Source organism: Bacillus sp. NEAU-CP5 (assembly GCF_026420705.1).
Lineage (GTDB): Bacteria > Bacillota > Bacilli > Bacillales > Bacillaceae > Bacillus > Bacillus velezensis.
Map to the genome: position 1 here is coordinate 238,881 of NZ_JAPMOV010000004.1, position 21,356 is coordinate 260,236.

A 21,356-nucleotide genomic window follows, 5' to 3' on the forward strand; every position below is an offset into this window, starting at 1 on the left:
AGGAGGTACAGAGATGAATATAATGGATTGGACGGAACAGGATGTGAAAGATACGCTGCCGAAACGGGAGGCAGACAGCCATAAAGGAACGTTCGGGACGGCGTTATTGCTGGCCGGGAGCGATGACATGCCGGGAGCCGCCCTTCTGGCCGGATTGGGCGCGATGAGAAGCGGTGTCGGCAAGCTCGTCATCGGTACATCGGCAGGCGTCATCCCGCTTATCGTCCCGGTGCTGCCGGAAGCGACGTACTGGCGTGACGGCTGGAAAAAAGCCGCGGCGGGCCAGCCCGGGGAAACCATCCGGGCCGCTGCCATCGGGCCGGGCCTTCCTCAAAATGACGAAGTGCAGCAGGCGGCTGATCAGCTGCTTTCTGCCGATTATCCCGTCATACTGGACGCGGGCGCCATTACGAAAAGAACCTATCCAAAGAGGACAGCCCCTGTGATCTTGACGCCTCATCCCGGCGAATTTTCCAGAATGACAGGCCTTCCGATTCAAGAGATTCAGCAGAACAGAGCGGGATATGCCGCGGAATGGGCGGAGCGGCTTCACGCCACGATTGTCCTGAAAGGAAACGAAACCATTATCGCTTTTCCCGACGGGGAATGCCGCAGAAATACAACCGGAAACGGCGCGCTTGCAAAAGGGGGGACCGGCGACACGCTGACGGGAATGATTCTCGGCATGCTGTGCTGTCATCAAGACCCGAAACATGCCGTATTGAACGCCGTCCGCCTTCACGGCGAATGTGCGGAATTATGGACGAAAGAGCGCTCCGCCCATACCTTATTGGCGCACGAACTTTCTGAACTGCTGCCGCGTGTATGGAAGGAATATGAATAAAGAAAAGGCGTCTTCATAGGGAAGGCGCCTCTTGTTGTTTTACCCTTGATTTCATCAGGACATAATACAGCAGCGACGGAACGGCCAGGCCGATGACCCAGGCAATGTCGCCTCCGCCGAATATTTCAGCGAGCGGCCCGATGTAAAAGGATGTATTGATGAACGGGATTTCTAATATAATCGACAAAACGAAGGCGGCCGCTGTAATCCAATTGACCCTGCCATATTGTCCGTTGACGTCAAACATCGATTTGACGTGGTATTTTCCGCGTCGGATAAAATAGTAATCCACGAGGTTGATCGCCGTCCATGGAATTAAGAAATAACTGATGAAAAAGATGAAATTTAAAAACAGTTCCATGAAATTGCTTTGGCCCAAGAGACTTAATACAGTACCCGCTGCCGTCACACAAAGGATCATTACCACTCTCGTTTTCGGCGTCACCTTCAGTTTTAAAAACGGCTCCAAAGTAGTCGTCGTTGACATAAAGGCTCCGTATAAATTAAAGACGTTGATCGCCATTTGCCCGAACAGGACAATGATCAGCATAATAAAGGAAAACGGACCGAACAATCGGACAATCTCATTTCCCGCATTAGCGGTAAATTCCGGGAGCGCCGTCGTCAAAATGGCGCCGAGAAGCATCATCCAGATGGAACTGACTGACGTACCTGCGTAGCTGTACCAAAAGGTATGCGATGCCGGTGTTTTGACCGGCAGATAACGGGAATAATCTGCGACATATGGTGCATATGCCAGCTGCCATGTGGCCACCGCGCTGACCGCCACTAGAAAAACAGGCAGGTCTAATGAGCCGGGCACCCAGCTTCCTGAAGGAATCGGCAGTTGAAAAATAAGAATCGTTGCAGCAAAAAAAACGGCAAAGGAGGTCCAAGAGAGGATTTTCTGCATTTTGTGAATCAGATCATGACCGTAGATCGTGAGTAAAAAACAGATGGCGCTTAAGCCGATAATACACCATGAAGCCGGAATCGGTACAAAGCTGCTCAGTGTACCGGCTGCGAGAATCGTACTGCTCGCAAAGAAGCCCAGGTAGATAAACATGACCAAAAAGAGGGGCAGAATCGCTCCGATCACGCCGAATTGCGCGCGGCTTTGAATCATTTGCGGAATTCCGAGCTGAGGTCCTTGTGCGGAATGAGACGCCATAAAGATCGCGCCGATAAAGGTCCCGATAATAATGGCGGCGATACTCCAAAAGAGATCGAGTCCCATTGTAACGGGCAGTGTGCCTGTGACTAACGTCGTAATATGCATATTAGCCCCGAACCAGACGGGGAATAAATCTTTAGCCTTTCCGTGTCTTTCGTCATGCGGAATATGTTCAATCGTTCGCCTTTCTACTTTCAATAGATAATCTCCTCCGTATGTTCTTCTTTAACATAAAGACATAGCTTAACAGATTGACCTGCCGTTTACAAATTCCAGCATGCAGGAAAAACATTGTAAAGCCTCGCTGACAGCCGTTCAAAGGTTTTTTTGAAAAACGGTACAAACACTGCCGCCAAAACGATTTGCCAAGGTTTAAAAGGCATGGATATGCTTACGGACTAATATGTATTAAGGAGAAATGTGTCAATCTTTTGACGAATGGAGCCATTATTCGTTAAGCTGAAAGAATAGTTTACTTTGTGTAAATTTCATTAATGAAAAGGGGATTGATGATATGTGTACAAGTCTTACATTGAAAACGACAGACGGTAATCACCTATTGGCGCGAACGATGGATTTTGCATTTCAGCTCGGTACGGACGTCGTGCTTTACCCTCGTCAGTACAGCTGGAAAAGCGAAGCTGACGGCAGGATGCAAAGGACGAAATACGCATTTATCGGCATGGGGAGAAATCTCGGCAATGTTCTGTTTGCCGATGGCGTGAATGAAAAAGGGCTGTCGTGTGCGACGCTGTATTTTCCGGGCTTTGCGGGATACGAGAAAGCGGAACGGGAGGGCACCTGTCACATCGCTCCTCATGAGTTTGTCACCTGGGCCTTATCAAACTGTGAATCTCTTGAAGACATAAAGGAAAAGCTCTCAATGCTGACGATTGTAGAGAAGAAGTTAATGTTATTGGATACGGTGCTGCCTCTTCATTGGATTTTATCAGACCGCACGGGCGGCTGCATTGTCATCGAGCCGACACCGGAGGGAATGAAAGTATATGACAACCAACCCGGAGTGATGACCAACAGTCCGGAATTTCCTTGGCATGTGACCAATCTGCGCCATTATATCGGAATCAGGCCGCAGCAGTCAGAAAGCAAAACATTGGGCGGAATGACATTAACCGCTTTCGGCCAAGGATCTGGAACAATCGGGCTTCCCGGTGATTACACGCCGCCATCCCGATTCATCAGAGCCGCTTATCTGAAAGAGCATTTAGAGCCTGCCCCTCATGAAACGGATGGCGTTACGGCCGCTTTTCACGTGCTGTCCAATGTGAATATTCCAAAAGGCGCGGTGATCACAGAGGAGAATGAAATTGATTATACGCAGTATACGTCGGTCATGTGCTGTGACACCGGGAACTACTACTTTCATCTGTACGACAACCGGCAGATTCACAAAGTAAGTTTATTCCATGAAGATCTTGACCGTCCGGAGCCGAAAGTATTTGCGGCCGCGGCGGAGCAGAATATACAGGAGCTGAATTAGCTCAAAAAAAACAGGACGCGATTGTCCTGTTTTTTTATTTAATACGGATCAGACGGATGGCTTTCCTGTTCAGCCTGTTTTGCGGCTTGTGCCGTATCTGTAGTGCCGATCGGCCCGCCGCTGTTGCTTTCGGAGGCTTTTTTCAGCCCTTCCGCAACACGTTTTCCGTAGTCCGGATCTGCTTTTGTGAAATTCTCAATCATTTGATCCTGAATGTCTTTCCGGCAGGAAGAAAGCGTATTGACCAAGTTTGTGATCAATTCGTTCCGTTCAAATTCCGAAAATCTGCGGTACGTTTCACCGGCTTGGCCGAAATTATTCGACCGGTCGATCGCTTCCCGCTTCACATCGCCTTCGACATGAGGTGTATGGTCTTTCCCATCCTGCTTTGCTTCGTTGAGTCCTCCCATAATGGACGGCTCATAGTTGACGTGCGGGTTTTGTCCTTCTGCCCGATCGACCCGATACTGCATTTGCCCGCCTTCCTGGTTGGTGGCGACATGCTTTTTCGGCGAGTTGATCGGAAGCTGCAGGTAATTTGCGCCGACCCGGTACCGCTGGGTATCTGAATAGGCGAATGTCCGCCCCTGAAGTAATTTGTCATCTGAAAAATCAAGGCCGTCCACAAGCACGCCCGTTCCGAATGAGGCCTGTTCCACCTCGGCATGGTAGTTTTCCGGGTTTTTATTCAGAACCAATTTACCGATCGGCTTCCAAGGGAAATCGTCTTTATACCACAGCTTGGTCGGATCAAGCGGATCAAAATCCAGCTCGGGGTGTTCATCATCAGTCATGATTTGCGCATACACTTCCCATTCAGGGTAATCGCCTTTTTCAATCGCTTCATACAAATCCTGTGTCGCATGGTTAAAGTTTTTCCCCTGAATCTCTTCCGCTTCCTTCTGTGTCAGGTTGCGGATGCCCTGTTTCGGTTCAAAGTGATATTTGACGAGCACGGCTTTTCCTTCTTCATTGACCCATTTGTAGGCATGGACGCCTGAGCCCTGCATCTGCCGGTAGTTGGCCGGGATGCCCCACGGCGAAAACAAGAAAGTGATCATATGAGTCGCTTCCGGTGATTGGGAAATGAAGTCGAAAATACGCTCGCCGTCCTGAATGTTCGTAACCGGATCAGGCTGAAATGCGTGCACAAGATCCGGAAACTTCAGCGGATCACGGATAAAAAAGATTTTCAGGTTGTTGCCGACCAGATCCCAGTTGCCGTCTTCGGTATAAAGCTTAACGGCAAAACCCCGGGGATCACGCAATGTTTCCGGGGAATGCTTTCCGTGGTTGACGGTAGAAAACCGCACAAACGCCGGAGTTTTCATTCCTTTCTTTTGAAACACTTTCGCTCTTGTGTATGTAGAAATCTCCTCGTCTCCAAAACTTCCGTACGCCTCAAAGTATCCGTGTGCCCCGGCGCCGCGCGCGTGAACGACGCGCTCGGGAATTCGTTCGCGGTCAAAGTGGCTGATTTTCTCCAAAAAATCATAATTCTCCAATGTCGTCGGTCCTCTATTGCCGACTGTCCTGACATTCTGGTTGTCAGTGACCGGATGGCCCTGCCGGTTTGTCAGCGTGTCTTCTGACTCGTCTTTACCGGTCGTCTTACTGGAAAGCGTTTCTTCGCTGTTTTTGTTATTTTCCATTGTTGAACCCTCCTTTTTGAACGGTAACAATATGCCCAGCAGAGCCGTTTCTTAAAACCGATTTTTAAAAGAAGCAGTTATTCCGCAATCGGCGTCAAGGACCCGCCGTTCCATATTTCGCCCTTGTTCAGCGTCCAGCTGTTTTGATAAAGGCTTTGCGCGCCTTGATTGGCCGCCGGACTTAATTGTTCATCCCATGTCAAAAAGTACGTGGTCTCGGGATACTTTTGCCTGATCGCATTGATAAAAGCAGCATAATCAAAGCTTCCGATATTGCCGGACGGACCGGTTTCGGCAAAGGCAAACGGTTTTTTCAGAGACAGCATTTCATCATAGCCTGCTATCGCATACGGATCAGTGAAGTAAGCGTCCAGACCGGTAATATCCACATAAGATGAGCCTGGGTAGAAGTCTGTTTTAAAGTCTCTGTTGGCATCCGGCGAATACACCCACAAAAGGTTATCCAATCCTCTTGTCTCTGTCATATAGCGGTATATCTTCTTGTAAAGCTCTTTGTACAGCGAGATTCTTTCCGTGTCTTTTTGGTTGTAGCCTGTCAGCCCCCACCAGAACCACTCGCCGTTCATTTCATGCAGCGGTCTGAACAGAACGGTGACGCCTTGATTTTTCAGCTGAGTAAGGCCGTCGGCGATTTTGCTGAGCAGCGCCTCAAGGCGTTTTCCTTCAACAGTTGAAGGGTCCAGGATGTTTTTGTACTGGCTGTTTGAGATGGCCGTTTTATAGTTTCCGGATGGAAAAGCCGGATTTGCGAGATGCAGGCTGACCTGAGGGAGGCCGCCGCTTTTCCAGTATGAGATTAAGCTGCTGTTGCAGCTGTAATCGATAGTATCGGTGATATCCGCTGTTTCAAGCCATCCTCTCCCATAGTCACAGCCGTAGATGGCGGGAGACTGTCCCGTCGCGTTTTTCAAACGGTTTTCCTCTGTCATTGAAAAAGTGACATCGCTGTACCCGCCGAACGCCCCGGACATGACCCTGTTTTCTGAACGGTTGGGCAGGTGCGCCAGCCAGTTCATGATATCTTTTGTCGTCTGCTGGGCATTTGGATTGACGGGATAAACGGTGTGAGCCGATATCGGACTGGCGGCTCCTAAGAGTAATAAAACGATAGACAGGCAGACTGCTAACTTTTTGAGCATATAAAAGACCTCCTGATTTTTAGGGTGATGAAGGATGTGAAACGATAACCTCACAATCTCCTTCTATAACAAAATCTCCGGAATCCGCCGGCACGATAAAGTGATCGCCTTTGTGAATGGGGCATCCATCCAGTTCTCCGCGTCCTTTAATGACGCTTGCGAGTAAATACCGGCCGGGGGCGGGGAATGATGCTTTCCCGCTCACATTCCATTGATAAACTGAAAAGAACGGTGTCTCTGCGAGTATTGTAATGAGAGCATCTCCGATCCGATGCTTTGTGCTTTTTACTTTTTCATCGGTATGCGGAATCTCTGTTACGTCAATTGCTTTCTGAAGATGAAGCTCGCGTTTATTCCCGTTCCCATCCGTCCGGTCATAGTCGTAAAGCCGATAGGTGGCATCAGAGCTTTGCTGGATTTCAAGAACGAGGGTACCTTCACATAAAGCGTGCAGTGTGCCGCTCGGGACATAGAAAAAGTCGCCGGGCTTAATGGGGATGCGGCGGAGCAGGTGATCCCACTCGTTTCGTTCAATGAGCCGAACGAAGTCTTCTCTCGTTTGGGCGCGATGCCCTAAAATGAGCTCCGCGTCTTTTTTGCAGTCCAACACGTACCAGCATTCCGTTTTTCCGAGTTCTCCGTTTTCATGCCGATGTGCATATGCGTCATCCGGATGAACCTGTACGGATAAGTCCATATTTGCGTCAAGAATTTTTGTGAGCAGGGGAAAAGCCTCTTCTTTCGGATGTCCGAACAGGTCAGGGTGTTCACTCCAGAGACGCTGTAATGATGTTCCGGAAAAAGGCCCGTTCCGCACAATGGATGTGCCGTGCGGATGAGCTGAAATCGCCCAGCACTCTCCCGTCCGCTCAGAAGGAATCTCATACCCGAATGTATCGCGCAGCTTCGTCCCGCCCCATAATCTTTCTTTAAAAACCGGTTCCAAAAATAAGAGTTTCGTCATTTTCCGGCCTCCCGGTTTGCCGCTTCTAAGGCCTGCTCCGCCAATACGAGCGAACCGGCCGCGCCGGAGTGAATCCCTAATTGAGGGGGAACGATGTATTTTTCAATATCAGGCAGATCAATATATTGATTCAGCCGCTTTTTCACGTGCTGACGGATAGAAGAGAACAGCTGCCGCTGCTTCATGACGCCCCCGCCGAGAATGATCTTTTCCGGCGAAAGTATGAGAATATACTGCACAAGCGCTTCGGCAATATAATAGCCCTCAAGCTCCCACACTTCCTGCTGATCCGTGAGCAAAAATGCTTTTTTCCCCCAGCGTTTCTCAATGGCGGGGCCTGCCGCGAGGCCTTCCAGACAATCTGTATGGTATGGGCAATTGCCTTTGTAGCCGTCGTCCGGATGTCTTCTGACATAAATGTGGCCCATTTCAGGATGAGACAGCCCTTGAACAAATCTGCCGTTCATGATGGCGCCCGCGCCGATGCCTGTGCCGACCGTCAAATAGAGGCAGCTGTCCGCGTTTTTGGCCGCGCCGAAAGAAGCTTCTCCGAGCGCCGCCGCATTAACGTCGGTGGTGAAGCCTGCGGGAATACCCAGAGCGCTTTTGATCGTTTGAAGAATAGGGCAGTTCCGCCAGGCTGTCTTTGGCGTCGCGGTGATGCACCCGTATGTTTGACTGTCAGGACGGATATCAATCGGTCCGAACGACCCGATGCCGATGGCTTCTATCGGGAAATCTTTAAAGTAACGGATGACCTGTCTGAGTGTGTCATCCGGTTCTCCCGTCGGAAACTCTACTCTGTCCAGAATGGTGCCGTCTCTTTGTCCGGCGGCACAGACAAATTTCGTGCCGCCGGCTTCAATACCTCCAAGCATGGCCGTCCCTCCTCATCTGTTAAAATCCGTTTTGATCGGAAACGGATTTGAACCAGCGGCCGCTTTTTTTGACGGTCCGTTCGCCCCCGTTTTCCAGATTGACAGATACAAAGCCGTAGCGGTTTTTATAAGCATTTGTCCAAGACCAGTTGTCCATGAAAGTCCACAGGTGATAGCCTTTTACATTTGAACCTTCTCCGATGGCCCGATGCACCCATTTGAGATGTTCCTGGATAAATTCAATCCTGTAATCATCCTGAATGATGCCGTTTTCATCGCGGAAGCGTTCCTCGCCTTCTACCCCCATGCCGTTCTCAGAAATAAAACACTCGATATTTCCGTAATGTTCTCTGAGATTGGTGAGAATGTCGTAGATTCCTTTTTCATAAATTTCCCACCCGCGGTGAGGGTTCATTTTCCGGCCGGGCATGACATACGGGTCGAAGAAACGCTCAGGCAGGAAAGGGGCATGCGGATTCGGAACATGTTCTTTTGCCTTGACGCGCCTCGGCTGGTAGTAGTTCACGCCTAACAGGTCGACCGTATGCTCCTGAATGAGGCGGAGATCTTCTTTCTCATAATGCGGCAGAAAGCCTTCCGCCTTGAGAATCTCGACAAGCTCCTCAGGAAATTCGCCCTTTACGGCGGGATCTAAAAATGAACGGTTGAAAAAGGCGTCGGCAATCCGGGACGCTTTGATATCTTCAGGATGTGAGCTTCTCGGATAAGAAGGCGTCAGATTCAGAATGATTCCGATTTGTCCATCCTGTTTCAATTCTCTGTAGGCTTTGACAGCCCTTGCATTCGACAGCAGGGTATGGAAGCCGGCCTGCACCGCTTCTTGAAAATTAACGTGATTCGGGTAGTGAAAGTCGTATAAGTAGCCGCCTTCAATCGGCACAATCGGCTCGTTGTGAGTGAACCATTTTTTCACCTTGTCACCGAATAGCGAAAAGCAGGTTTTGGCGTAATGTTCAAACGCGTCAACGGTGTTCCGGCTGACCCAGCCCCCCTTACGCTGAAGGGCGAGCGGCATGTCAAAGTGAAACAAATTGACAAACGGCTCAATGCGATGGGCAAGCATTTCATCGATGACGTCCTGATAAAACGCGACCGCTTTCTGATTGACCTCGCCAGTTCCGTCCGGAATCAATCTTGACCAGGAAATAGACAGCCGGAAGGAGTTATGGCCGATTTCTTTCATCAGCCGGATATCCTCCTTGTATTGATCATAAAAACGTGACGTGTCGCCGGGGCCGACACCGTTAAAAAAACGGCTCGGCTCTTTTTCATACCAGTAATCCCATATGTTTTGGCTTTTTCCATCTCTGTCAGCGGCGCCTTCTGTTTGGGTGGCGGAGGCGGAAGACCCCCACCAGAATCCTTCCGGAAAACGATATTGAATATTTGATTCAGTCAATTGATTTCTCTCCCTTACTGCGATTTTGATTACATACTCATGCTGTCATCCCGGGCATGCTGCTCGGTCTCAGCTTCTTTTTCCTTTGCCATGTTTAATTTGTCCAGCGCTTTAAGAAACGGGAACCAGATGACAAACACAATACAGAGGTTGACCAGCTGCATAATGCCGCCCATGACGGAATTGGTCGCCATAATCCCGTTAATGAAAAGGGGGACGGTCCAAGGCACAGTCACGCCGGTGGGAGGGGGCACGATCCCCGCCGACATGGCCAGGTAGGTGACAAGGGTGACAACCATCGGCGCGATCACCCACGGAATGATAATGATCGGGTTCATCACGATCGGCAAACCGAAAATAACCGGCTCATTGACGTTGAAAATGCCCGGCGCGAGACCGAGTTTGGATATCTGTTTCATCTGTTTGCTTTTCATAAAAAGCAAGATGGCGATCACTATGGCCAATGTCATTCCGGTTCCGCCCATTCCGACGGTGTAAATCTCCATAAACGGCTTAGAAATAATATGGGGAATCTCTTTTCCCGCTGTATACGCTGCCAAATTTTCGACCTGTAATGTATTCCAAATCGGGTCCATCACGGAATTGATAATGATTTGTCCGTGAAGTCCGAAAAACCATAAAATCTGAATAAAGAAAACAGCGATTAATGTAGGAATGATGCCGCTTCCAAGTCCGACAAGCGGGGCTTGAACCGTATGATAAATGACATCATGCAGATTGGTGTGAAAGATCTGGGTGACAGCCGCATTGATCAAGAGGAAGACGGTAAGCGTGATAAAAGCCGGAATCAATGCGGCGAACGATTTAGCAACAGCCGGAGGAACACCGGCAGGCATCTTAATCGTTAAGTTTCTCTGAACGATTCTTCTGTAGATTTCACCTGACAAAAACGCGGTCATCATGCCGAGAAACATCCCTTTTGCTCCAAGCCGGTCAACCGGAATGACGCCTGCGACCGCTTTGCCCGTTTCCGGCTCTGAAACGAACGGGGTGAGCAGCAGGAAAGAAACCAATGCGATCGCTCCGCCGAATACGGCCTCCACTTCGTAGCTTTTGGAAAGGTAATAGCCGATCCCGAAGACGACAAAAATGGACATAATCCCCATCGTCGCCGTCGAAGCGCCGCCAAATCCGGATTGAAAGACAGACAGGGCGGAGCTGCTCATGATTTTGTTTAAAAACGGCAGGTTCGTCAGCACGACGAACACCGAACCGAAAATGGTCAGCGGAAACGCCAGCATAAAAGCATCCCGTAAGACTTGCAAGTAGCGGTTATTGTTTAATTTGCCCGCAATCGGAACAAGGAATTGGCTGATTTTCTCAAACACGTCTTCACCCCCGGCTTTTTATAAATTCTTTGATTGAAATAAGTCGAGCATTTCTTTGACGAGCTCTTTCATTGAAAGCGCTGACATTAAGTGATCTTCAGCATGCATAAAAAGCAGAGAGACATCCGTTTTGGCGCCGCCGGCTTCTTTTTGAATCATCTGAAAATGGATGTCGTGCGCTTTCCCCAGTTCTTCTTCAGCCTTTGTCAGAAAGGTGTCTGACTCATCTGTCCGGCCGTCTTTATAAGCGCGTATCGATTGAATAATATTGCTGCGGGCATTGCCGCTGTGAAGAATCAGCTGAAAACTGATCTGTTCATCCGTGTACGTTTTCATGCTTATCGCCTCCTTTATTTGTTCTCTATCAAGGCAACGGCCTGTTCGTATGCTTTTTTGCCGTCTCCCATGCCGTAAGCCATCATGTCAATCACATCAACGGTGATGTGAAGCGGGTCCGCATCTTTTTGAAGCTCACCTTTTAAAAAACTCATCTGCGGGCCGATCAGTACGACGTCTGCGTCTTTCATCGCTTCTTTTGCTTTATCCTGTCCGACTGCCCAAATCTCGGCTTCCTCACCGATGGAGCGGGCGTAATTCTGCATTTTCGTAACAAGAAGGCTGGTGGACATGCCTGAGCTGCAGGCTAATAAAATTCTTTTCATGAGGAATCCCTTCTTTCGTAAAGTTAAAACGTTTTCATGAATATTATAATCTTTTGAAATTAAATGTCTATACTTTTAAAATATAAAGTTTTACTTTTCGGATTTTTGACACAAAAAAACCTTTTAAGATTCAACTTAAAAGGTTTTTCATCTCAAGCGAGCCATAACAGCCATAAATAAAGTCCGATCAAGGTGATGAATAACGTCGGAATGGTTAATATCAGACCTGTCTTGAAATACATTCCCCAGGAAATTTTCACGTTTTTCCGGCTCAGCACGTGGAGCCATAACAACGTCGCCAGCGACCCGATCGGCGTGATTTTCGGCCCGAGGTCCGAACCGATAACATTCGCGTAAATCAATGCTTCTCTCATCAGCCCGTGAGTGTCCGTTCCGCTGATGGCTATGGCGTCAATCATCACCGTCGGCAGGTTATTCATAACGGAGGAGAGGATCGCCGCGATAAACCCCATTCCGAGTGTGCCCGCAAACAAACCGTGATCCGCCGCTTTCTGTATAAGCTGAGAAAGAAGATCCGTCAGTCCGGCATTCCGCAAGCCGTACACGACAACATACATGCCGACAGAAAAAAACACGATGGCCCACGGGGCGTCCTTGATGACTTGTTTCGCAGGGACGGCGGGGCTTCGCTGGGCCAGAATGAGAAAAATGACCGCGATGGAGCCGGCAACGAAGGAAACGGGTATCGACAGCAGTTCGCTGACGAAATATCCGATCAATAAAACGGCCAGCACAGCCCACGATAACCGGAAAAGGCGTTCATCCTTAATCGCGGATGCCGGATGTTTCACAAGACCGGTGTCATACCGTTTCGGAATGTTTTTTCTGAAATAGAGATACAGCACCAAAATGCTTGCCGCCAGAGAAAAAAGGTTGGGCACCAGCATGCGTGATGCATATTCAATGTACCCGATATGAAAGTAATCGGCGGATACAATATTGACCAAATTGCTTACAACGAGCGGAAGCGAGGTGGTGTCGGCTATGAATCCTCCGGCGATAATAAACGGAAAAATCAGCTTTTCAGGTAAATTCAAAGCCCGCACCATCGCCAGTACGATCGGCGTCAAAATGAGCGCCGCTCCGTCATTGGCAAACAGGGCGGAGACTACAGCCCCTAAGACCGACACATAGAGAAACATCCGCAGCCCGCTGCCTTTGGCCGCCATGGCCATATGCAGCGCGGCCCACTCGAAAAAACCGATACTGTCAAGAATCAATGAAATGATGATAATGGCGATAAAGGCAAGTGTCGCATTCCAGACGATTCCCGTCACTTCCGCGATATCGTGCAGGCTGACTGCTCCGGCGATCAAAGCGAGGACCGCCCCGCCGCAGGCAGACCAGCCGATTGATACATGTTTCGGCTGCCATATGACAAACACAAGTGTCAGCACAAAAATCAGCGCTGATAAAACCGCAACTCCCAAGAATATATCCCCCTTACCGGCATGTAACAGTGACTTCTTTTTGCCGCAATGTCTGTAAAACTTCGTCCTTTTCATCTATCTGCTGCAGAATCGAGCAAACCAGCGCGTATTCCGGACCGGACGGATGAATGGCATAGTACCGCCACTGACCCTCGCGTCTTTCCCGCACAAGGCCGGCGTTCTTTAATTTCTGCAAGTGCTGGCTGATGCCGGGCTGACTTATATGAAAAATAGCTGTCAGCTCGCAGACACAATATTCCTTATCCTTCAGAAGCTTCAGCATCAAAAGCCTCGTCGGGTCGCTTAGAAGTTTGAGGCACTGGCTGATCCCTTCGGAACTTAAAGCATTATGCCTCCGTTCCATGCGCTCACTCCTTTTTTACACTATTATATAAGCAGATGTTTATATAAGTAAACGACAATATAAAAAAGCCGGCCTTGCACTTTTTGCAAAACCGGCTCATGTTTATTTTTGGAACAGTTTTTTCGCTTCATCCATTGCTAATTTATTTCCCAGTGCTGAATAATCAAGCCAAGGCTGATCGGCAATTTTATAGACGTGGTTTGCTTTCACGGCCTTCAGCCCTTTCCATACAGCGCTTTTTTGCAATTCTTTATAGGCTTGCTGTGACTTGTCGTCTCTGTTAACGACGACGAAAATCGCATCTGCGTTGTAATCAGGCAGCACTTCTTGAGAAATGACTTCATAAGGGCGGGAGGTGTTCATTTCTTTAATGCCGTCAGCCGGTTTCAGCTTCAGATCGTCAAACAGAATCGGTCCCATCGGACGGCGTGTGCTGAAGACGCGAAGCTCTTTTGCGTTCACGCGGATCGCCATGACTTTGGCGTTTTTCCCTAATTCCTTATTCATCATGGATCTGACTTGTTTTGTTTCATCTTCGTAATCTTGAATAAATGTTTTCGCTTCTTTTTCACGGTTGACGATTTTTCCGATATCTTTTAAATGATCGCGCCAAGTGCCTTTATCAAGGTCGAAAACGTGTGTGTTTCCGATTTTCTTGTATTTTGACACATCTTTTCCCGCAAATTCTTTATCAAGATAAATGTTGTCTGGATTCAGCTCAAGTAAAGCTTCCATATCCGGGTCTGAGGCAGGTCCGAGTTTTTTCGTGTCTTTCAGCTGATTTTTCACATGAGGGAGAAAATCTTTTAATTCTCCGCCCACGACGGAACCGGCAGGTGTAACGCCGAGAGCCAGCAGATCATTTGTCAGGTGAATGGACATCGAAGCGATTTTATGATCGCCGGATTTCTTTTTTGACTCCGGCTGTGTTGAATCGGATTGGCAGGCAGCCAATAAGAAAATACACATGAAACTGACGAGCGCAATTATTTTTTTCATGGGAATACTCCTTGTTTTATGATTTGATTTTCATGACGAGATAGAGAAAATACGGCGCGCCGATGGCTGCCGCAACCACGCCGGCCGGAATGGCGTTCGGCTGAAACAATGACCGGCCGATGGTGTCTGCCGCGACAAGAATGACAAGTCCGATTAATCCCGCAATCGGGATAATATGCTGATGCATGGTGCCGACGAGCCGTCTTGCCAAGTGAGGGGCGGCAAAGCCGATAAAGCCGATTCCCCCGGCCATCGCGACGCTCGCGCAGGACAAGCCGACCGCTATGGCGATCAGCATGATCCTTTTTCTCTGCACGTGTGCGCCGAGCCCCGCGGCTGCCTGGTCACCGAGCATTAAAATATTCAAAGAGCGGGCGTTAAGCCATGCAAGCGGTGCGAGAATGCCGATCCAGGGCAATAGCGACCACACGTGAATCCAATCCCTGCCCCAGACGTTTCCCACCAGCCAGCGGGAAGCGAATGTATAAGTTTCTTCATTCAGGCGCAGCGACATAAACAATGTAACGGCGCTGAAGCCCGCGGAAACGGCGATCCCGACTAACAGCATGCGGATCGTTAAAAAACCGTTCAGCCTGTCGTACGTAAGCACTACGATCAGCAGGGCGGCGAGTGTTCCGCCCGCAAACGTAAACAGCGGGATGAACATCGACGCCTGCGCCTCCAGGGAATGAAAGAACGTGATATACATCATCAAACCGAAGGAAGCGCCGGCATGCAGTCCGAGAATGCCCGGATCGGCAAGCGGATTTCGGGATACACCCTGCAAAATAGCGCCCGACACTCCTAAACCGATGCCGGCCAGCATCGTCACCAGAATCCGGGGAAGCCGGTAATCGAATAAAACGGTTGTGCTTTGAAACGTGCCGTATCCGAACAGCGTTTTTCCCACCGTGAGAGGAGAAAGCCGGAATGAGCCCGTATGCAGCCCGATCAGAATAATGCAAACGGCGATGACCAGCAGAATGAGTCCTGCCGCCGCCGCTTTTTTTGTTTCTTTCTGCACTTTCATTTATAAGTCTCTCCCTTCCTTGCGGGCAATATAAAGAAAGAAAGGGACACCGACAAGTGCGACCATAATGCCTATCGCCAATTCCCTCGGGGGACTGACCGTGCGCGAGGCCAGGTCAGCCAAAATCAATAGAATCGCGCCGAGTAACGCGGACATCGGAATAATCAGCCTGTACGTAACGCCGACGATCTTTCGCGCGATATGGGGAATGACCAGCCCGACGAAGCCGATCGCGCCGGCAGCGGAAACAGACACACCGGCAAGAACGACGGCGATCATTAATCCGGCGGCACGCGTCAGAGCCGTGTTCACCCCTAAATTCGCCGCCACGTCATTTCCCATTGAGAGGAGGGTGACGGACCGGCCCATGAATGTCGCGAGAATGATGAAGACCGCAATCACGGGAACAAGGACTTGTAAATGAGCCCACTTGATCCCTGACACCCCGCCGGCGTACCAGAAGGCCAAATCCTGGCTTAAATCGTAATAAATCGCCACACCGGTACTGAGTGAATGTAAAAGAGCGGCTACGACCGCCCCGGCAAGCGTTACTTTTAAAGGTGTCATGCTGCCTTTTCCCGCCGCACTGATAAAGAAAATCAAGCCGGTGCTTGCCAGTGCTCCCAAAAATGACATCACCATCAGCAGGGCGTATGATAAATGAGGGAAAAAAGCAAAACTGAGCGCAACAACAAACATGGCGCCCGCGTTTACGCCTAAGACACCCGAATCGGCAAGCGGGTTTCTCGTGACACCCTGCATGAGGGCGCCGGCTGCGGCAAAAGCGGCTCCTGTAACGGCCGCCCCGAGCACCCTCGGAAGACGCAATTCATGAATGATCTGCTGGCCCGTTATATTCGGATTGTAATCAGCAACAGCCGACCAAACCGTATGTAAAGTAATGTCTTTCGCACCGAATGAGACGGCGAAAAAAATAGATACAAGCAGCCCGATCACAGCGATCAGGAAGAAAACCCCGTTTTTTAAGATGCTGATCAGACGGTTTGCGGACCTGACAGAATCGCTCAAAAATCAATTCACCTACTTTTATGATCATTGTCCGGTATTTATTGAACATGAGAATCATTTTCATTTGAACCATCATATTATACCGAGCCGATTTTCAAAACGCAATAGAGCGTTCAACAATAATGTCCTTTTTTTCTCTCATGTTTATATTGTAAAAAAGAAGTGAAAAACGTGAAAGAGGAAATCGCTATATTCAGAAAGGAGGGAGGCAAATGGCGGGAGAACGAAAGCCTTTGCCGATTGAATTTTACCAGAGACCGTCAGTGGAGCTTGCCCCTTTATTGCTCGGCTGTCTCTTGGTGAAGGAGACGGATGAGGGAACGGCTTCAGGTTTTATCGTGGAAACGGAAGCTTATATGGGAGCGGAAGACCGGGCGGCGCACAGCTTCGGCAACCGGCGCACGAAACGGACGGAAATTATGTTCCATGAGGCGGGCCGCATTTATACATACGTCATGCACACTCATACATTAATGAACGTCGTCGCCGCGGACATCGGCATTCCGCAGGCCGTGTTAATCAGGGCGGCGGAGCCTCATGAAGGGCAGTTCCTGATGGAGAGCAGGAGACCGGGCAGACCCCCGAGAGAGTGGACAAACGGCCCGGGAAAACTGACGAAGGCGATGGGCATTTCAATGAACGACTACGGCGGCATGATCACGGAACCGCCGCTGTATATTACGGAGGGTTTTACGCCTGAGCATATATCAACAGGCCCGAGAATCGGGATTGACAACAGCGGAGAAGCCCGGGATTATCCGTGGCGCTATTGGGTGACAGGGAACCGGTATGTCTCACGCTGACCATGTTTATAAACGCTGATAACAGGGGAAAGACAAGGTAAAAGAAAGGGGATTCAGACATTGAAAAAATTTTTCAAAACGATTATCAAATGGGCGCCCGTCATCTATCCGATCATCAGAAAAATCATAAAAGAACGGAAGGCATCTAAGCGGAACCGCATGTCCGCATCCCGAACAGCCGGCTGATCCGGCTGTTTTTTTACGGGCTTGGCATCGGATTGCCGCATTGACTTGAAATCCTCCCCATTATAGAATTTACATACATTTACCCCTTCCTCATTCTTTTTGCCCATTTTTCACGTCTGCATCTGATCTGATAGGAGGTTTTTCTCATGCTTCATGGGCGGCTTCGTGAACTTTTGCGCTTGCTTTTAGCTGCTGAAACACCGGTTACAAGCTCAGTCATCGCTGCAAATGTAAAGGTAACGACGCGGACGGTCCGCAATGACATAAAGGAACTGCAAACCATTGTAGAAAAACACGGCGCATCCATTCAATCTGTCAGAGGGAGCGGCTATAAGCTGCTGATCCGGAATGAACAGCCATTTAAAAACTGGCTTCAGGACAATTTCCAGCAGAACAGCACCGTGCCGATTTTTCCCGATGAACGGATAGATTACCTTATGAAAAGAATGCTTCTGACCGACGGCTACCTCAAGCTGGATGACTTGGCGGAAGAACTGTTCATCAGTAAATCCACACTTCAATCTGATTTAAAAGAAGTCAAAAAACGGCTCCGCCCCTATGACATCATTTTGGAAACAAGGCCGAACTACGGCTTTAAGCTGCGCGGCGAAGAGCTCCGCCTCCGTTATTGTATGGCGGAATACTTAGTGGACGACCGCGAGCCTGAGCCTGATCTCCTGAGTGAAAAGGCCGGTATTCTGCCGAAAGACGACATTCATGTGATCCGCACAGCCATTATGAAGCAGGTTCGAAACCATAAGATCCCGCTTTCTTTCTTCGGCCTGAACAATCTCATCATCCATATCGCCATTGCCTGCAAACGAATCCGGACAGAAAACTATGTATCTCTCATTCCGGAAGATCTTCATGATATTAAGCTTGAAACAGAATATCAGTCAGCGGAAGCCATCGTAAAAGAGCTTGAATCGGCGCTTTCGGTCACCTTTCCCGAACAGGAAACCGCCTATATCGCCATTCACCTGCTCGGGACAAAGCGCATGACCCAGTCACAACTGGAAGGAAAAGAGCTTACAAGGCTGATAGACGGGGAAACCAGCCGTTTGACGGAGGCCATGATCGAAGCCATTGAGCGGGAGCTGAAGCTCGGAATTACGGACGACAATGAGCTGAAAGCGGGTCTTGCGCTCCACATCAAGCCGGCGATTAACCGAAACCGGTACGGAATGAACCTGAGAAACCCGATGCTCTCCGCCATAAAGGAAAATTATCCGCTCGCATTTGAAGCGGGAGTGATTGCGGGAATCGTGATCAAGGAGCAAACCGGCATTGATATTCATGAGAATGAGATCGGATATTTGGCGCTTCATTTCGGAGCCGCCATTGAAAGGAGAAAGACGGAACGGCCGCCTAAGCGCTGTCTGATTGTCTGTGCGTCCGGCGCCGGCAGCGCGCAGCTTTTAAGAGAAAAGCTCCGTTCCCGGTTCGCAAAGCGTCTTGAAATCGTCGGAACGGCTGATTACTGCAGCCTTGACCAGCTTTCCTTTGAGTCGATTGATTTTGTGGTCAGCACAGTGCCGATCAAAAAAGACCTGCCCGTTCCCGTATTAAAGGTTCATACGCTGTTGGGCGGCGGGGATTTTACAAAAATCGACGCCATGCTGGAAGAAAAGCGGGAACAATTGAACTTTCTGAAACCGGAGCTGGTATTTTTGCAGCAGGATCTGGAGACGAAGGAGGACGTCATCCGTTTTCTCGGACAGCAGGTTGCAGAAGCCGGCCTCGCTTCTGATTCTCTGACCGATTCTATTTTTGAAAGGGAAGCGATTTCTCCTACGAGTTTCGGCAATCTTACGGCGATTCCGCACCCGCTCGTTCCGCAGACAGACACGACGTTTTGGGCGGTATGCACGCTGAAGAAGCCGATTGACTGGGCGGATAAGCGTGTCCAATTTGTCTGCCTGCTCTGCGTCGAGAAAGAAAGCAAAGCCGACCTCCAGCATATGTACAAATGGCTCGGCGGGATGTTAGATGATCCGGCCGCGGTAAGCCGTCTCTTAAAATGCACAACCTATCAGGAGGTTTTACGAGTATTCAGAGACAAACGATCAGAGAAAGACCGGGATACACCTTTTTTCCGTTAACAGCGGAAAAAGCCTGAGTAGTTATGAAAGCGATTTCATAATATGATGGTACTAACATCGAGACATACAAAATATCAAACTTTCAGGAGGTCTTTTACATGAATATATTACTCGTTTGTGCAGCAGGGATGTCAACAAGCTTACTCGTCACCAAGATGGAAAAAAGCGCGCAGGAACAAGGAAAAGAATATAAAATCTGGGCGGTGTCAGGCGATTCAGTCAACCAGCATATTGATAAAGCGGACGTATTGCTGCTTGGGCCTCAAGTCCGTTATTTGCTTCCGCAGCTGAAAAAATTGGGTGAATCAAAAGGAGTGCCGGTTGAAGTCATCAATACCGTCCATTACGGCACATGCAACGGAGCGGAGGTTCTGAAATCAGCGGAACAGCTCGGAAACGCATCGTAGAAAGGGGCGGGCCGTGTGAATAAGGTGAACCAGTTTTTAGAAGAGAAAGTCATGCCCATTGCCGGAAAAATTGCCTCCCAGCGGCATCTGCAAGCATTGCGTGACGGGATCATCCTCACCATGCCGCTTATTATCATCGGTTCATTTTTTCTGATCATCGGCAACCTGCCGATTCCGGGATATGCGGATTTCATGGCAAAGACGTTCGGAAGCGCCTGGTCTCAAAAACTGCAATATCCGGTTGATGCGACCTTTGAAATCATGGGTCTTGTCGCCGCTTTCGGAATCGCCTACCGCCTGGCCGAAAAATACGGGGTGGACGCTTTATCGGCCGGTGCGATATCTTTGGCGGCGTTTCTCTTGGCAACGCCGTACAAAGTTCCGTTTCTGCCTTCCGGCGCCAAAGAGGAAATCATGGTCGGCGGCGGCATCCCGCTGTCTCTCATGGGAAGCAAAGGGCTGTTTGTCGCGATGATCATCGCCATGCTGTCGACGGAAATTTACCGCCTGATCATCCAGCGGAATTTCGTCTTCAAAATGCCGGACGGCGTGCCTCCTGCGGTCAGCAAATCGTTTATCGCTTTAATTCCCGGTTTTGCCGTCATCTTTCTGATCTGGGGCGCGCGTTTAATTGTCGAAGCGACACCGTTTGAAAGCCTTCATAACATTGTAAGCGTTGTACTGGGGACACCGCTCTCGATTCTTGGGGGAAGTCTCGGCGGAAGCCTGATAGCCGAAGCGGTTCAAATGCTCTTGTGGGCGTGCGGATTACACGGGGCGAACATAGTCGGCGGCGTCATGGCGCCGATCTGGTTCGGAGCGATGGATGCCAACCGGATTGCGTTTCAGGCGGGCGATGCGCTTCCGAATATTTTCACCCAGCAGTTTTTTGAAATCTGGATCAACATCGGCGGAAGCGGCGCGACACTGGCGCTCGTGGTCACCATGTTTCTCCGTTCGCGAAGCAAGCAGATGAAGCAGCTTGGGAAACTCGCCATCGGGCCGGCCGTCTTTAATATTAATGAGCCGATTATTTTCGGAATGCCGATCGTCATGAACCCGATGCTTCTCATTCCGTTCATTATCACACCGCTTGTCACACTGGTCCTTACCTATATCGGCATGAGCACTGGCCTCGTCGCCAAACCTGCCGGCATTGCCGTCCCATGGACGATGCCGCCGATTTTCTCCGGCTATCTTGCCACGGGCGGAAAAATATCAGGGGCTGTCATGCAGGCGATTAACATCATCACAGCCTTTATCGTGTACTATCCGTTCTTCAGAATGTGGGATTCGCAAAAGCTGAAAGAAGAAAACGAACTTGAACAATCGCAGGCGCCAGCCGTACAAAGAGACGAAAAAGCCGTGCTGTAGAGAAAGG

The 21,356-nt window shown here is 49.6% G+C and carries 21 protein-coding genes; 7 read left to right on the forward strand and 14 right to left on the reverse strand.

Translation table 11 applies throughout. The features are described 5' to 3' along the window. Positions 1–13: 13 nt before the first annotated feature. Positions 14–844, forward strand: a complete 831-nt coding sequence (locus OTK50_RS13915) for an NAD(P)H-hydrate dehydratase (RefSeq protein ID WP_224223900.1) — start codon at positions 14–16, stop codon at positions 842–844. A 13-nt stretch (positions 845–857) separates the two neighbouring features. Here the strand turns inward: OTK50_RS13915 and OTK50_RS13920 are convergent, their stop codons facing one another. Beyond that, complete coding sequence (locus OTK50_RS13920; protein ID WP_015240847.1) at positions 858–2,216, reverse strand: purine-cytosine permease family protein; 1,359 nt, start codon at positions 2,214–2,216, stop codon at positions 858–860. Positions 2,217–2,532: 316 nt separating this feature from the next. Between OTK50_RS13920 and OTK50_RS13925 the strand changes: the two genes are divergently transcribed. Next, on the forward strand, positions 2,533–3,519 hold the full coding sequence (locus OTK50_RS13925; RefSeq protein ID WP_224223899.1) for a choloylglycine hydrolase family protein: 987 nt from the start codon (positions 2,533–2,535) through the stop codon (positions 3,517–3,519). A 38-nt stretch (positions 3,520–3,557) separates the two neighbouring features. Here OTK50_RS13925 and katX read toward each other — a convergent pair whose 3' ends face one another. From katX to OTK50_RS13990, 13 genes are all read right to left on the reverse strand, one after another. Next, positions 3,558–5,171 carry a catalase KatX gene (gene katX, locus OTK50_RS13930; protein WP_044802405.1) on the reverse strand — a complete coding sequence of 538 codons (1,614 nt, stop codon included), beginning with the start codon at positions 5,169–5,171 and terminating at the stop codon, positions 3,558–3,560. Between the two features lie 77 nt (positions 5,172–5,248). Next, on the reverse strand, positions 5,249–6,331 hold the full coding sequence (locus tag OTK50_RS13935) for a glycosyl hydrolase (protein WP_045209292.1): 1,083 nt from the start codon (positions 6,329–6,331) through the stop codon (positions 5,249–5,251). A gap of 19 nt (positions 6,332–6,350) precedes the next feature. Further along, the gene (manA, locus tag OTK50_RS13940; RefSeq protein WP_239033899.1) at positions 6,351–7,295 is read right to left on the reverse strand and encodes a mannose-6-phosphate isomerase, class I; all 945 of its coding nucleotides are present in this window, start codon (positions 7,293–7,295) and stop codon (positions 6,351–6,353) included. After that, the gene (locus OTK50_RS13945) at positions 7,292–8,173 is read right to left on the reverse strand and encodes an ROK family protein (protein WP_020958031.1); all 882 of its coding nucleotides are present in this window, start codon (positions 8,171–8,173) and stop codon (positions 7,292–7,294) included. The genes manA and OTK50_RS13945 overlap by 4 nt, the downstream gene beginning before the upstream one ends. A 19-nt stretch (positions 8,174–8,192) precedes the next feature. Next, positions 8,193–9,593 carry a glycoside hydrolase family 1 protein gene (locus OTK50_RS13950; protein WP_020958030.1) on the reverse strand — a complete coding sequence of 467 codons (1,401 nt, stop codon included), beginning with the start codon at positions 9,591–9,593 and terminating at the stop codon, positions 8,193–8,195. A gap of 29 nt (positions 9,594–9,622) precedes the next feature. Beyond that, a complete protein-coding gene (gene celB / locus OTK50_RS13955; RefSeq protein WP_007407751.1) occupies positions 9,623–10,942 on the reverse strand; it encodes a PTS cellobiose transporter subunit IIC in 1,320 nt (439 codons plus the stop codon). 18 nt (positions 10,943–10,960) lie between these two features. Further along, a complete protein-coding gene (locus tag OTK50_RS13960; RefSeq protein ID WP_020958029.1) occupies positions 10,961–11,278 on the reverse strand; it encodes a PTS lactose/cellobiose transporter subunit IIA in 318 nt (105 codons plus the stop codon). 14 nt (positions 11,279–11,292) lie between these two features. Beyond that, on the reverse strand, positions 11,293–11,604 hold the full coding sequence (locus OTK50_RS13965; RefSeq protein WP_020958028.1) for a PTS sugar transporter subunit IIB: 312 nt from the start codon (positions 11,602–11,604) through the stop codon (positions 11,293–11,295). 152 nt (positions 11,605–11,756) lie between these two features. Further along, the gene (locus OTK50_RS13970) at positions 11,757–13,055 is read right to left on the reverse strand and encodes an arsenical efflux pump membrane protein ArsB (protein ID WP_020958027.1); all 1,299 of its coding nucleotides are present in this window, start codon (positions 13,053–13,055) and stop codon (positions 11,757–11,759) included. 13 nt (positions 13,056–13,068) lie between these two features. Beyond that, complete coding sequence (locus OTK50_RS13975) at positions 13,069–13,419, reverse strand: ArsR/SmtB family transcription factor (protein WP_007407747.1); 351 nt, start codon at positions 13,417–13,419, stop codon at positions 13,069–13,071. Between the two features lie 102 nt (positions 13,420–13,521). After that, positions 13,522–14,418, reverse strand: a complete 897-nt coding sequence (locus OTK50_RS13980; RefSeq protein WP_007407746.1) for an ABC transporter substrate-binding protein — start codon at positions 14,416–14,418, stop codon at positions 13,522–13,524. 16 nt (positions 14,419–14,434) lie between these two features. Beyond that, the gene (locus tag OTK50_RS13985) at positions 14,435–15,448 is read right to left on the reverse strand and encodes a FecCD family ABC transporter permease (RefSeq protein WP_007407745.1); all 1,014 of its coding nucleotides are present in this window, start codon (positions 15,446–15,448) and stop codon (positions 14,435–14,437) included. Further along, positions 15,449–16,447, reverse strand: coding sequence for a FecCD family ABC transporter permease (locus OTK50_RS13990; RefSeq protein ID WP_042635747.1), 999 nt, complete (start codon positions 16,445–16,447; stop codon positions 15,449–15,451). A gap of 242 nt (positions 16,448–16,689) precedes the next feature. On the opposite strand from OTK50_RS13990, the gene OTK50_RS13995 reads away from it, so the two are divergent. The 5 genes from OTK50_RS13995 (at position 16,690) to celB (OTK50_RS14015) (ending at position 21,349) form a co-directional block, all read left to right on the forward strand. After that, complete coding sequence (locus tag OTK50_RS13995; RefSeq protein WP_007407743.1) at positions 16,690–17,280, forward strand: DNA-3-methyladenine glycosylase; 591 nt, start codon at positions 16,690–16,692, stop codon at positions 17,278–17,280. A gap of 51 nt (positions 17,281–17,331) precedes the next feature. Then, entirely contained in the window at positions 17,332–17,466 is a 135-nt protein-coding gene (locus OTK50_RS14000; RefSeq protein ID WP_369719122.1) for a hypothetical protein, read from the forward strand. A gap of 146 nt (positions 17,467–17,612) precedes the next feature. Continuing rightward, complete coding sequence (gene licR, locus OTK50_RS14005; protein WP_020958026.1) at positions 17,613–19,568, forward strand: transcriptional regulator LicR; 1,956 nt, start codon at positions 17,613–17,615, stop codon at positions 19,566–19,568. 98 nt (positions 19,569–19,666) lie between these two features. Further along, a complete protein-coding gene (gene licB, locus OTK50_RS14010) occupies positions 19,667–19,975 on the forward strand; it encodes a PTS lichenan transporter subunit IIB (protein ID WP_003150863.1) in 309 nt (102 codons plus the stop codon). 15 nt (positions 19,976–19,990) lie between these two features. Next, a complete protein-coding gene (gene celB, locus OTK50_RS14015) occupies positions 19,991–21,349 on the forward strand; it encodes a PTS cellobiose transporter subunit IIC (protein ID WP_020958025.1) in 1,359 nt (452 codons plus the stop codon). Positions 21,350–21,356: the final 7 nt, after the last annotated feature.